This window comes from Sinorhizobium psoraleae, assembly GCF_013283645.1.
In the GTDB taxonomy this organism is placed as follows: Bacteria; Pseudomonadota; Alphaproteobacteria; order Rhizobiales; family Rhizobiaceae; genus Sinorhizobium; species Sinorhizobium psoraleae.
This window is the reverse complement of record NZ_JABEKV010000011.1, coordinates 1,511-14,350: the sequence shown is the minus strand read 5'-3', so window position 1 is coordinate 14,350 and position 12,840 is coordinate 1,511. Positions and strand designations below refer to the sequence as shown.

At 61.1% G+C, this 12,840-nt stretch carries 5 protein-coding genes and 5 pseudogenes; 7 read left to right on the top strand and 3 right to left on the bottom strand.

Annotation, left to right across the window (positions count from 1 at the left end):
• Positions 1-112 precede the first annotated feature (112 nt).
• The 5 genes and pseudogenes from ILFOPFJJ_RS31035 to ILFOPFJJ_RS31020 all read left to right on the top strand — a co-directional run.
• Positions 113-814: an IS630 family transposase gene (locus tag ILFOPFJJ_RS31035; protein ID WP_173514327.1), complete on the top strand. Its 702-nt coding sequence runs from the start codon at positions 113-115 to the stop codon at positions 812-814.
• On the top strand, positions 801-1,046 hold the full coding sequence (locus tag ILFOPFJJ_RS31030; protein WP_246299933.1) for a transposase: 246 nt from the start codon (positions 801-803) through the stop codon (positions 1,044-1,046). Before ILFOPFJJ_RS31035 ends, ILFOPFJJ_RS31030 begins: the two co-directional genes overlap by 14 nt.
• Positions 1,047-1,100: 54 nt before the next feature.
• A pseudogene (locus ILFOPFJJ_RS31025) lies at positions 1,101-2,220 on the top strand (IS110 family RNA-guided transposase).
• Between the two features lie 329 nt (positions 2,221-2,549).
• Positions 2,550-2,681: pseudogene (locus tag ILFOPFJJ_RS35590) on the top strand (IS630 family transposase); the annotation flags it as partial.
• A gap of 200 nt (positions 2,682-2,881) precedes the next feature.
• Positions 2,882-3,085: pseudogene (locus ILFOPFJJ_RS31020) on the top strand (integrase); the annotation flags it as partial.
• A gap of 96 nt (positions 3,086-3,181) precedes the next feature.
• Here the strand turns inward: ILFOPFJJ_RS31020 and tnpC are convergent.
• Both tnpC and ILFOPFJJ_RS31010 read right to left on the bottom strand, forming a co-directional pair.
• Positions 3,182-4,036: pseudogene (tnpC, locus tag ILFOPFJJ_RS31015) on the bottom strand (IS66 family transposase); the annotation flags it as partial.
• An 8-nt stretch (positions 4,037-4,044) separates the two neighbouring features.
• Positions 4,045-4,257, bottom strand: coding sequence for a hypothetical protein (locus ILFOPFJJ_RS31010; RefSeq protein WP_173514324.1), 213 nt, complete (start codon positions 4,255-4,257; stop codon positions 4,045-4,047).
• Positions 4,258-4,309: 52 nt separating this feature from the next.
• On the opposite strand from ILFOPFJJ_RS31010, the pseudogene ILFOPFJJ_RS31005 reads away from it, so the two are divergent.
• Together ILFOPFJJ_RS31005 and ILFOPFJJ_RS30995 are read left to right on the top strand one after the other, a co-directional pair.
• Positions 4,310-4,747, top strand: a pseudogene (locus tag ILFOPFJJ_RS31005) (IS110 family transposase); the annotation flags it as partial.
• 767 nt (positions 4,748-5,514) lie between these two features.
• Positions 5,515-12,075: a shikimate kinase gene (locus ILFOPFJJ_RS30995; RefSeq protein WP_246299932.1), complete on the top strand. Its 6,561-nt coding sequence runs from the start codon at positions 5,515-5,517 to the stop codon at positions 12,073-12,075.
• Positions 12,076-12,529: 454 nt separating this feature from the next.
• Here ILFOPFJJ_RS30995 and ILFOPFJJ_RS36340 read toward each other — a convergent pair.
• On the bottom strand, positions 12,530-12,840 hold a 311-nt coding region (locus tag ILFOPFJJ_RS36340; RefSeq protein WP_210267667.1), incomplete at its 5' end, for a hypothetical protein.

The window sequence follows — 12,840 nt, the reverse complement described above, 5'->3', positions numbered from 1 at the left end:
CTCACCGGCGCTGGCCTCAGTTCCGGTTGGACAGTTTTGAAAAAAACGCTTGCAAAACGTCGTGCGATTAGACGACCCCATCTGAATCGATGGCGCAAACAGGAGGTTTGCGATGGGTTCAGCGATTTCGTTGCGATCGGACTCTGATGGGAACAGGCTGCGACTGCTGGCCCGACAGAGAAAAGATGCCAACCAAGCGCGGCGTTTGCTGGCGCTTGCGTCGATTTATGATGGCGGCTCTCGTGCGGATGCTGCTCGGCTCGGCAGCGTCACTGTGCAGATCGTGCGTGACTGGGTGGTGCGGTTCAACGCGCGCGGTCCCGACGGTTTGATCAACGGCAAGGCTCCAGGCAAGCCGTCGCTGTTGAACGATGATCAACGTGCGGCCTTGGCGCAAGCCATCGAGCGCGGCCCCACACCCTATCTCGATGGCCTCGTGCGCTGGCGTCTGTGCGATCTGGCCCGATGGCTTTGGGAGGAATTCCGTGTCTCGGTGAGCGAGCAGACCTTGGGCCGCGAAGTGCGCGCGATGGGCTACCGCAAACTCTCGGCTCGGCCGAGGCAGCCGAGGCATTTAAAAAAACTTCCCCGCCGCAGTGGCGGAAATCGCCGTTGGCCCCGCCAAGGGCAAAATGATCGAAGTTTGGTTCAGGACGAGGCGCGCATCGGCCAGAAGAACAAGATCACACGTCGCTGGGCCAAGCGTGGATCGAGGCCATCCGCGCCGCACGACCAGAGAACCCGCTCGGCCTACATCTTCGGCGATCTGTCCCCGCCAAGGCAAGGCCGCAGCCCTGGTGATGCCTTGGTGTGACACTCATGCCATGAACCAGCATCTGGTCGAGATAGCGCGAAACGTCGCCGACGGCGCGCACGCCATCCTGATCATGGACCAGGCAGGGTGGCATATGTCCAACAATCTGATGGTTCCCGAGAACATTACCATTCTGCCCCTGCCGCCGAAGTCGCCCGAACTCAATCCCGTCGAGAACATTTGGCAGACCGTATGTTCATTTGCACCGATCGACGCTCGCGTGAAAGCTTGACTGGTTGGGGTTTGCGACTGTGCGCCCCTTTCGATCGCGAATAGGAGCAAAGGCATGCAAGCAAGCACGCGTGTATTTGTTGGTCTCGATACGTCGAAGCTTAAAATCTCTGTGGCTTGGCTGAAGAGGGACGACTTGGTGACGTGCGATTTCTTGGCTACATCGACAGCAGCCCGGATTCGGTGCGACGCTTGATAGAGAAGTTGAGCCGGAAATATGCCAGGCTCTCGTTTTGTTACGAGGCCGGTCCAACAGGATATGGGCTACACCGCCAGATCACAGACCTTGGGCACGAGTGCGCCGTTATTGCCCCCCTCTCTCATTCCCCAAAAGGCTGGTGAGCGCGTCAAGACCAACCGTCGTGATGATTTGACGCTGGCCCGCCTTCATCGTGCTGGCGAACTCACGGCAATCTGGGTTCCGGACGCGGGCCATGAAGCTGTTCGCGATCTCGTTCGGGCGCGCGAGGCCGCCATGGAGGATTTGCGCGAGAAGCGGCAGCATCTTCAGGCGCTTCTTCTACGCCACGGTCGCATTTATCCCGGGTTGAGACCCTGGACCAAGGTGCATGCGCGCTGGCTTGCCAATCTCATCTTTCCGCATCAAACCCAGTACCTTGTCTTGCACGAGTACCGGCAGGCTATCGAAGAGGCGGAAACACGGCTCAAGCGCCTGGATCAACATATTGCCCAAGCGATACCGTCCTGGTCTATGGCGCCCGTCATCGCTGCTTACCAGGCGCTGCGTGGTGTCGCCTTCATCACTGCCGTCACGTTTGTTGCGGAAATAGGCGATATCCGCCGCTTTGAAACGCCGCGACAACTGATGGGCTATCTTGGGTTAGTCCCGAGCGAGCGGTCTACGGGCGACACCGTCCGAAGAGGTAGTATTACCAAGGCTGGTAACGCGAGAGCTCGTTGGGTTTTGATCGAAGGAGCCTGGACTTATCGCTATCCGCCCCGCGTCAGCCGGCCGCTACAGGTTCGCCAGGAGGGCCTGTCAAAGGCGGTGCGCGACATTGCCTGGAAAGCACAGCTTCGCCTTTGCATACGCTATCGGCGGCTGGTGGCTGCAGGAAAGCGTCAGACGTTGGTCACGACCGCGATTGCACGCGAAATGGCCGCATTCCTTTGGGCAATAGGACCGAGAAGTTCAACCGGCCGGCCAGCAATGAGGGCAACGAGCGGCGTCGCGAAAACGGTGGCGTCAAATTGAAAACTGCAATCTGACAACAACCTGCAGCTGCGTAGTGCCGGAGACAGAGCTTCGGTGGGGAACCCTCGTATGAATTGTGTGGCCGATAACTTCTAAATCGACGCCCGCTGGCAGACCGAGGCAGCCCAGGACGAACACACGGAAATGCGGTATTCAACCCGCGCATCAGAGTCTGCTCAACCGTCGTTTTTAAAGCTCTGTCTCCAGCCCTGCGCAGCCGCTCGAAACAACAGGCCCCATAACAGGAGAATGCCGAAGGTTGCGAAATTTACTTTACAATGAACATCAGAGTTCATGCGCGAAAACTGGCTCTCAAACCGCGTCTTCAAATCCTACGAGGACATAGTCGACCACTGCTGTCACGCATGGCGAACACTGCAGGACCGACCCTGGAAGATCATATGGGCCCATGGGTACTGATCAATGAGGATCGGTATTAGACTACCTGATTTGGTAGCTGCCCAAGCGACGAAATCAGTGTTTAGTTCGTTTGTCCAACACGTTTTTAGCGCACCGTCGCCATCGGCCTCGGCGCGCGCGTCAACGTGAATACACGCGTCGCCACGCTAAAAACGCTGTGCACTATGTCTTGATCGATATGATATAGCCGCCATACCACGGCGATGCATCTCCTGCAGTCCGGCATCGACATCAGCGTCATCGCCCTCTGGCTGGGTCATGAGAGCCCCGCCACGACGCACATGTACCTTCAGGCTGATCTCGCCATGAAGGAGCGCACGCTCAACCGACTGTTGCCCATGACGGCCAGTCAAGGCCGATATCGGCCGCCGGACCAGCTTATGCAGTTCCTGTTGAGCCTTTAAGAATTATGCGCAGTTCGCCTGTTCGAAATGGTCTGGAAAGCCGATGGTTATCGGGTCCTGTTCTGGTGAGCTGCGCATAATCATCGGGTGCGCATAATCGGGGACATAAACCCAACTTCGGGCGATATCGGTCTTTCCTGCCGCCAGAACCGGGACCGTCGTGTCGTCGCCGTGCAATCGCTCTGCCGCAAACGTATGGGTTTCGATCCGTTTGATGATCGGATCGAGTACGGCACCGCAAGCGCCGATGCTATCGGCCACCGTCGACAGGCTGAGGGAAATGCCTTCGCGTTCGAAGCGCTCGACCTGACGATTGAGCGGCAGATGCTGGCCGAACTTGTCGAACAGGATCATCGCCAGAAGATTGGGGCCGGCCCATCCGCGCGGGATGGCATGGAAAGGGGCCGGAGCCTGGCTGATCTTCTCGCAATCGCGGCAGGTGTACTTCTCGCGCACCGTCTGGATCACCTTCCATTGGCGCGGAATGACCTCGAGGGTTTCGGTGATGTCCTCACCCAGCTTGCGCAGACGGTCACCGCCACAGCACTGGCAGCTCACGGGACCGGGCACGACGACGCGTTCGCGCGGAAGATGATCGGGGAAAGGCTTCTTCACCGGCTGGCTGCGGGTAAAGCCGGCGACATTGACGGTGGCCGCGGCCGCCATTTCGGCTGCGAGTTCGTCCTCGGTCGCCGCCATCTCCAACTCTGCCAGTTGGAACTCCATCTGATCGATCAGCCGGGCGCGACGCTCTGCCTTCGGGCCATGAAGCTGCCGCTCGAGCTTTTCGATGCGCAGCTTCTGCCGGGCAATGACGGCAAGATCCTCCGACGCCTTGGCCTTGGCAACGGCAAGTTCAGCCTCGATCTGGGCGCCCTTGGCGCGTGCCGCGATGAGCTCTGCCCGCAGGGCAGCAGCATCGTCGGGAAGCAAATCAGGGCTGTTTTCCATGTCCGAAGTTAATCACAGAAGCGCTGATTTGCCTCGCGTTTCAAAGGCCTTATCCCGCAATATTTGTCCGCGAACAGCTCACCCCGCGCGCTGGTCGGACGCCAGGTCTGCTGCGGGTTTCGCCAATCGATCCCTTCCAGCAGATAGGACATCTGACCGGCGGTCAGCGCGATCGCACCACCCTCCGTTGCCGGCCAGATGACATGGCCTTTCCTACCCATCACGCCACATTCTGTGGGCAGTCAGTTTTTCTGGTAGAGAGGAGAAGACGCTATGGAAGAGGTTCGTGCCTACATTGGTCTCGACGTGCACAAGGAGACGATTTCTGTTGCGGTGGCGGACGCCGGTCGAGCAGGTGAGGTCCGCCACGTCGGCACAATCGAGAACGAGCCAACTGCGATAAGCAGACTTGCTAGAAGTCTTGCCCGTAGGCACGGTCTCATCGCATTCGTCTACGAAGCGGGATCATGTGGCTACAACGTCCAGCGTCAGCTTGCATCGATGGGGATGAGTTGCAGAGTTTGCGCGCCTTCGCTAACTCCTCGCAAGCCAGGCATGCGCATCAAAAACGACCGGCGCGACGCCATCGCGCTGGCTCGTCTGCACCGGGCCGGTGAACTTACCTATGTCTGGGTTCCAGACGTCCTTCATGAGGCGCTTCGCGACTTGGTACGCGCGCGCCACGCTGCCGGCCAGGACGTGCGTCGAGCCATCGCTAAGGGGGCCCGCCGTCCCTCAGGCGATGAAAGGTGGAGGCTGACAATCCGGCTGCCATCATAGGCGTGAGATACGCCCTCGTAATGAATGCCTATTTTTCTGTAGTGAACTTTCAGTGTAGCGGTGAATGCTGCCGATCTCTCAGGAGTCCGCTCTCAGCCATGCATGTCGCGGCCCCAGGAGGGGCGGCCGCCTTTTATTCGAGGCAAGGGAGTGGCTCAGCATTGGCTGCCGAGGCTAGAGAATGAATGTCTGTCTGATCGAGGGAGAGTAGTGTGAATATTCATGGCAGCGGCTTTTTACCGGACCCCGAGTCTTGGAATAGATGGTACATGCAGCAGGCATCGCAGGCATCGCAGGCATCGCAGGCCGAGCCTGCTGAGCACCAGAGCGAAGAGCAGCTGAGTGGCTTGCAGCTCAGTGAGTCTGAAGAGGGGGGTAGTTCGGCTGATAGCAGTTCGGCGGAGCCTGAGAGGGTCCGCCGCAGTGACGTCGGCGGTTCGATGCGGGGTGACTGGCTCAGCGGTTCGCGGCACAGCGTCGATTTTCCTCGCGCTCACATTGACTCGGCTGCGACGGTCTCGCGGTCTGACTCGAGTGACAAGCCATTCAGCAGCATGCGCTTCACAGCGCGATCGGAAGTGCAGCCTGCAGCCCGGGCGAAGGATGGCAAGAGCCGCGGATTGTTTTCTCGTGTCAAATCAGGGCTCGGCAAAGCTTTTGGGACGAAGCCTCGTGACAAAAAGTGGTCCGGAGGCTCGATGTCGGATGTGGCCTATTCGGAGGATGTGGTCCATACAGAGCTCCGCATGGATTTCGCCGAGCGCGAGGCCGAGGCAATGCATCCCGAGGACGTGGACTGCATTAAGCGGTTCGTGGACACATCCCGAAGGTACCTAACGCCCGACAGTACCGTCAGAGGGTGGCAGGCATCTCTTAGGGGGGTTGCTCGTTTTCTCCGAACGGATGGCAGGCATCCGATGGCTTCGCGGGTTTTTATTAATCCAAGGTCACTAGACGCTGATATAGAGGCCTACGGGGCAAGGGGTGGGAACGTTCAAACTCTCCAGACGACGCTGTCTCATCTCTGCGACCACCCCAAAGCCTTCGTATCGGGGCCTCATCCTTATCCCGACGACGCTCGCATCATCGATGGCATAGTCAATGAAAGGCTGAGCAAGCTCAGAAAGAACGAGACTTCCAAGAGGGCAGTTGCCTGGAGCACGGCCAGCCAGCAACGGAAGTTTAGTCATTGGCTCCAAGAAAATAATAAGGGGAGCATAGCGAGCCGGATCAACAACAGCGATGGGAAGCTGAGAAATTCTGTGCAAACAGATCTCCGGCAATTTATCAAGGAAACCAACGGCAGAAACGACGTTAGTTTGAAACGGTTCAAGGAAGCCGTTAAGGCGGATGCCGCGTTGGATTTGTCTTCTGACGAGGCAGGCGAGCAGGAAAATGCCGGTCCGCGCGGCCGTTCGCAGTCGGATCAACCTATCGGGATGGGATCAACCTGGCCGCTGGAGCAGCTTGATGCGTCGGTCCAAGGCCGCAGCGGATTATCGCTTGGTCCAAGGGAGTGGCTCGGTGACGAGCATATCCAGCGGGACTACGAGCTCGTGTTGCAGGAGTTGCGGCAAAGCAATCCTAACCTCGCCGCCCAGACCCGATTGGTCGATCCGCTCATGGCCTTTCAGGTGGGCCAGGGCACAGAGGACGCCGCCCTGCGCGCATTCCATCGCATTGTCAACGATCGGAATGGCAACGATACGGCCGACTTCCTGTTCTTGCCGGTGAATGATGCGAGCGCTACGGACCTCAATCGCCGCGGCTCCCATTGGTCGTTGCTGCTGGTAGATCGCCGCGATCGCGACAGGCCGGTTGCCTATCATTACGACTCATCCGTGCGCCGCAACGCCAGCCCTGCAGCAATGCTCGCAACGCGGGTAGGAGCCGATTTGCGGGATGGCCCCATGAGGCAGCAGAGGAACGGCTATGATTGCGGTGTCTTTGTCGTGGATGGCACGCGGGCGCTGGTTCAAGGATTAGCGCGAGGCCGGTCGCCCGCCGCGCTTGCCCTCGACAACCTCGTCGCCAATCGGCAGCAACTTCAAATACGTCTGAGCGGCGGGCAAGTGGCGGTTGCGGCGGATCGACCGGGGCCCTCAACACAATTTGTCGACCCGGCGACGCCGGACCCAACCTGGGTGCGAGATTTGCCGACGCCGTTTTGGCATCGGAGAGGGAATATGGGCAGCACCGGAGAGTTGGTCGGACAAGCAGGGCGTCCTGATAGCGAAGGAGGCCCGCACCGCACCTCCGACGCAATGTCGGACCAGCAGAAGACGCGCGAAGCGACGCTTGCCATCGCCGACGCGGTGGTTGCCCGCGACGGCAATCTCGACGGATTCTCGGATTCAGAGTTGGCCGATTTGGTGAACGGCTTCAGCAGATGGCCGGACCAGCAGAAGACGCGTGAAGCGACGCTTGCCATCGCCGGCGCGGTGGTTGCCCGCGACGGCAATCTCGACGGATTCTCGGATCAAGAATTGGCCAATCTGGTGAACGGTTTCGGCAAGTGGCCGGAAGAAGAAAAAGCACGCAAGGCGATCGTTGCCATCGCCGGCGAGCTCGGTTCCAAGGGCCGTCGCTTCAGCACTTTCAGCACGCCTGCGCTAGTCAGGATCGCCAACGGTTTGTCGCGGGGTATCGAGGGGGGAGAGACCGCCGGCGAGGTTACCGAACCCGCCTTGCTGAAGGATCGGCTGCATCAGCTGGCGCACTACCTCCAATATGCCGAGGATCGGCTGCAGCAGGCCGATGTCCATGCCATCGCGAGTATATTCAAGGCGTTGGGCAAGGCGCAGTTGTTGGACGATCTCGGTGCGCTGGCACAGCCGGGGCTGGACAGGCTCGAGGTGTTACGTGCCGCTCCCGGGTTTAAGCTCGACAACAACCTCGAGACGATGGGCAATCTTTGCGCCTCCCTTCTGCCACTAGCTCGCAGCCCGAAGCCGGTGTTGCGCTGGCACCGCAGGTCGGCGCTGAACCTGCTCAACGCCATCCAGCCGGTGGTGGAACACAAGATCGATGCCCATCTCAAACCAGGCCACGCCGAGCACACCAGCGGCGCCAATGCAAGCCGCTGCCCGGCGCTTTCGATCTATCAGGTGCTCAAGACCCGGGCGGTGCTGGAGACGCTCTACCGGCGGCCCTATGTCGACGGCGACGAGCTCGCCTTGCAGGCCAGGCAGGAAGAGCTGCACGGCAAGACCAGGCAGATCCTGGACAGTGCTCGCGCCCTCATCTACGCCGACCTTTCCTACATGAGCTGGAGCGTGATCGCCGAGATCGAGGCGAAGGAGCCGCTCGAAGCGCTCGACACCTTCATGGCGCAGAACGCATCGATGATCCAGGCCCAGCATGCAGCCGCCAGCTTCGATGTCCATCGGGTCCTCCAGGCCATGGACCACGAGCCGAGACCGCCGCAAGGCGATGCCGGACTGATGCGGCTGCCGGTGGTCGACATGCAAGGGCGGCCGCTGGCCAGCGAAGCCGTGTTACGCTATTCCATTTTCCACCGCTTGACGTCGGGCGCGGTGAAGGCGGTGGCGGTGCAGCTAAAGGGAACTCCGACTGGCGCCATGCTGACACGCACGTTCACCGTGGAGGGCGTGCCCTACCGCATGGACCTGTTCGGCGGCAGCAAACTGAAGCCGCCGCAAAAGAGCCTGAACCAGCTTGCCTCTCAACTGCCCTTCGCGGCCGAAGAGGCCCCAAGCGGCAAGCTTTTGGCGATCCCCTATGCCGAGACGGCTCCGGGTACGGCCTTTGAGCAGCTGTCGCGGGCCTGGGCGCCGTTCAAGGAAGCCTATTACTATACCCAGCGCCGCGGATTTGCCGCGCCGCCGGGCATCCCCGACGTTGGCCCGCATGATTATGCGCTGGAAGGGTGCTTCAAGCTGTCCCTTCTGCCCGACCGCCCCGCAGGCGCAGTGCATCCCTTCCGGTTCGAGGGGCGAGACGGCGAGATCGCCTTGCGGCCGCATGACGGCTGCGGCTTCATCAGGGCCTCACTGGCCGAGCGCATGCCGGCCATTGCCCGAGCTCGCCACGACGCTCCCGAGCGGATGCCTGCTTATGCCGATAAAAGGCAATCGGCGGTACCGCCCTCGGCGCTGCAACATTATCCGCGCAGCGTCGAGGTGGCACAGGAGACCCGCGAGAAGGCTCTGGCTTGGCTCGAAACCCATCAAAGCCTCACCGCCGAGGAGCTGTTCCGCACGGTCACGGGCGGGCATATCGAGGGTTCGAGCGCTATCGCCGTGCCGTCCAGCGACGAATGCCTGCATGTGCCGACGGGCAAGAGCAAGACCTTGACCCGTGACGCTGGCGTGCTTGTCGGACGCTCCCCCTATGACAAGCCCAACCTGCGCCCGTTCGCCGCCGACCGGGTCAGGTCGGCGCGCGATGGCGATCGGACCGCGGCGTTCCTGGATCGGTGCGTGGCCTTCCAATACAGCTTCAACGTCGCGCACAGGTCGGCGGCTGGGCTTGCCGCCGACGATCCGACCTTCTTTGCCAAAGGCATCTTGATCGTTGTGCCCGACGAAATGTGGCCGGCGGACTTCGCCGAGCGCGGGGTGGTGATGTCTGCCGAGGACGTAAAGTGCCATTCGCGCTGGCTGGAGGAAAAGGACCGGGTCAAGGCCGACACCGCGCTCGAGTGCGTCGGCATCCTGCAGGCGACGGAGGTGTTCGCGCCCGGCTCTTTGGTTGCGGTTCCGAGCGCCGAACAAAAAAAGCTCGACGGCGATTTTGACGGCGACACCGTCGTCATCATCGGCGACCGGCCTCGCCTTTACGAGCATGTGCGCCAGTTCGACGCGCAGCTGCAGGCGCGCGGCATCGCCTCGATGAAGCCGCCGAAGTCGCACACGCCGGCCATTGAGAAAGGCGGCTACCAGTTCAGCCGGTCCAAGCAGATCCTGTCGGCCACCGGGCTGGTGCTGGAGACCTACAGCTGCCTGCAGCGCAACCTGCTGGCGCAGCCGCTGGAGGCGCAACGCTGGTTTGCCGAGCGTGCCATCTTCGGCACCTACGAGGGCATTCATCATGAGCTCAAGGCCGACATCCGCGCATTGTTGCAGGAAGATCGGCCGGATGGCCAGACCCTCCATGAGCTCATCGCCAGGGCGGGGGAAGACAGCAAGGCCGCCAGGCATCCCGTGGCCCGCGAACTGGCCGCGTTGCTAGTGGCCGAGCTCCAGGACTGGAACCTGCAGCTCAATAGCGAGCCGGCTCATGAGCAGTCGGACGTCAAGCAGCAGTTAGCGCGATCCGTGGCCTCAACCGGCGCGAAGCCTGCCGTCAGCGCCGACGCCGGCGCGCTCTTCCCGAAACTCAGCCAATCCTATCCGGCAATCGCTGACGCCAGGAAGCGCATCGACTTCCTGCTCAATCACTACCAGCCGCGCATTGATCCGCGGCCCGACGGCTACAACCCGGACGATCTGCATGAAAGCGCCATCAATCTGTTGAGCGTCGGCATCAAGGTCGGCACGGACGCCTACAAGTCCGATACCGGTGCGCGGATGTTCATGCAAAAAACCACCGAATTGCAGCGGCTCTTGGAGCAGAGGCCGGGCTTCAAGCCGGCGCCCTATGTCAAGGCGCAGGCGGCAAAGCTCCACCAGGGCCGGTTCGACGTCGATGGCAGCCTGGCGGATCTAAAGGACAACCCCACGCTGGCGGCTTCGGTCATGGAGGCCTCGATCAGACTCGCCGTCGAAAAGCGCATCCTGCCCAGTGGCCTACCAATCTCGGCCGACGACGACCCCGCCAGCAGGATAACGCTGAGCAGCGAACAGGCCCTGGAGCGCGCCAGGGTCGAAGCCGCCCCCGCCGATGCGCAAGAAAGCGCGATTACCGAAACTGTGCACGCGGTTGCCGAGCTTTTGCGGCAGGACGGCATCGAGGTGAAGGTGCCGCATCTTGACCAACGGTCGCGCGGGCAGGTCTGGATAGCCGACGAGTTGACCGGCCAGAGCGTGAGCGCGGCGCCGGAGGCCCAACTGGTCACCAATGCCGTGCGCCATGTCTTCGAGATCCCGGACGAGGCTTTTACGCGCGCCTTCAGGAAGGCGGTACTGGCCTTCGAGGAGCGGGACTGCAGCGAGGTCGAGACCACCAACTGGTTCACCAGGATGGACACGCCGCGGTTACGCGGCGTTCACACGGCGTTCAGAACCGCGCAGAACTATCGCTTCGAGGTCGAGTTCCATACGCCGGCCAGTTACCGGGCCGAGCGCGCGCAGCGCGCGCAGAGCGAATGCGAGCTGGTCCCCATTCCCCATGGTGCCTGGGAGATATTACACTGGGGCTCGTCAGGAGAAAGCGGTTCGAGGGCGGCAGGGAGCTCCAGGTCCCTCACCGTCGCAAGACAACAGATTGCGGTCGCTCGCTCGCCGCAAGCCGGCGAGATCCGCGCGGCCCTCGGTACGCGGCCGGTCGTGCTCGTCGGCATGCCGGCGAGCGGCAAGTCGACCATCGGCGCGCAGCTTGCCAAGGAGTTGGGGGTGGAGTTTGTCGACATCGATAAGCGTATCGTCGCCGAGCACGGCAATCTGATGGAGATGTTCGCCGACCCTGGCCGCGGCGAGGCGCACTTCAGGGACCTGGAGAGCAAAGAGCTCGCCAAGCAGTTGGAGAGGGGGCCCATCGTCATCGCAACCGGCGGCGGCTGCTTTGCCAAGGAGTCCAATCAAGCCCTGATCCTTAATAAGGCGAGGTCGATCTGGCTCGACACCGAGCTGAAAGAGCTCCGCAGGCGCCTCAAGAAGGACACCAGCCGGCCGCTGCTGCAAGGCGCCGACATCGAGCAGAAGGTTGACCAGCTGTACGAAGAGCGCAGTCCGTTCTACCAAAAGGCCGATATCAGGTTGCCCCTCGTCCCGCCCTTTCAAAAAGACAAGAAGGACGCCCGCATTTGCGTGAAGGAACTCTACGCTTTCCTGTGCAGCGACAGAGAAGCCGCTCTGCCCGCTGCCGAGATATCACATGTCTCCGGTGCTTCCGGCACCGCCATCAGCATGTCCCCAACAGCGCAGCGCATGCACGATGATCATCACAGCGGCTACGATTCCGGGGGCGGCGTCGTGGAAACCATCCAGGCGCCGGCGGCACCATTGAGTGAAGGGGAACGGCCGCCGCCCCTCGACACCCTCACCGCCGTCCCGCAGCCTTTGCTAGCCGGCAGTAACGCACGAGCGGATTTACCGTCTTCCACGAGAAGCAGAGAACGCTCAAGTCGAGGACGATAAGCTTTAGGCGGCAACAATCAAGGGTTCTTTCGCAGGTTTGGTGCCTGCATCATCAAAGGCATAAAGAAGGGATATTCGGGTACCATTCCAAACGTAGCGGTAATGGACTGTCTAAGCCGTTCGGCCGAGGATGTCGCCTCTGAGTACGGCAAGGCAAATGGCAGAGGGCCGCTCCGGCGGATGATAAATCACTCCATCCGCGGCCCTCGGGTACGGAAACTCCCAATCTCCGGCGCTCCTCCCTGGACAGAGTGATGGAATTTTTCTCGAAAATCGATGAACCGCCCGCTCACTGGCGTCTTGAGCAATCGCATGTCCAGGCCGATCGGCGCTTCCCTGGTGCGCGGCAAGAAGGCCTGACGACGCTCGACAGACATGGCGAGCGCGGTCTGACGATCGTCCGCCAACTCCAGTGCCGGGCGACTGCCGTCGAAAAAGCGGCTTCCCGCCGGGTTCAGGGTGAGACCGTATGTCCTTCTTCGGGAGTGAGGTGGCTCGCCCTAAGCTGTTCTTCCGAGGGTTGCTCGGACAGGCCGGGCCGATCCTCATAACAGGAGGACGAGCCGTGTCTGATTATAGAGAAGATTTTGTCGGAATCGATGTTGCGAAGCGTCACAATGCTATCGCCGTTGCCGAGTCCGGTCGAACCGGCGAGATCCGTTATTGGGGCGAGGTCGAGGCTTCTGATACCGGGATGCGCCGCGCGATTCGTAAGCGCCGTCTCCGCCCCATTGGATAGGCTGTATTTTGAGGCTGGCCGGGCGT

What these genes read in the sequence shown, in the direction of transcription:
- ILFOPFJJ_RS31035 (WP_173514327.1), top strand. Translation starts at nt 113, where the DNA reads ATGGGTTCAGCGATTTCGTTGCGATCGGACTCTGATGGGAACAGGCTG.
- ILFOPFJJ_RS31030 (WP_246299933.1), top strand. Translation starts at nt 801, where the DNA reads ATGCCTTGGTGTGACACTCATGCCATGAACCAGCATCTGGTCGAGATA.
- ILFOPFJJ_RS31010 (WP_173514324.1), bottom strand. Translation starts at nt 4,257, where the DNA reads ATGGGTAGGAAAGGCCATGTCATCTGGCCGGCAACGGAGGGTGGTGCG.
- ILFOPFJJ_RS30995 (WP_246299932.1), top strand. Translation starts at nt 5,515, where the DNA reads ATGTCGGATGTGGCCTATTCGGAGGATGTGGTCCATACAGAGCTCCGC.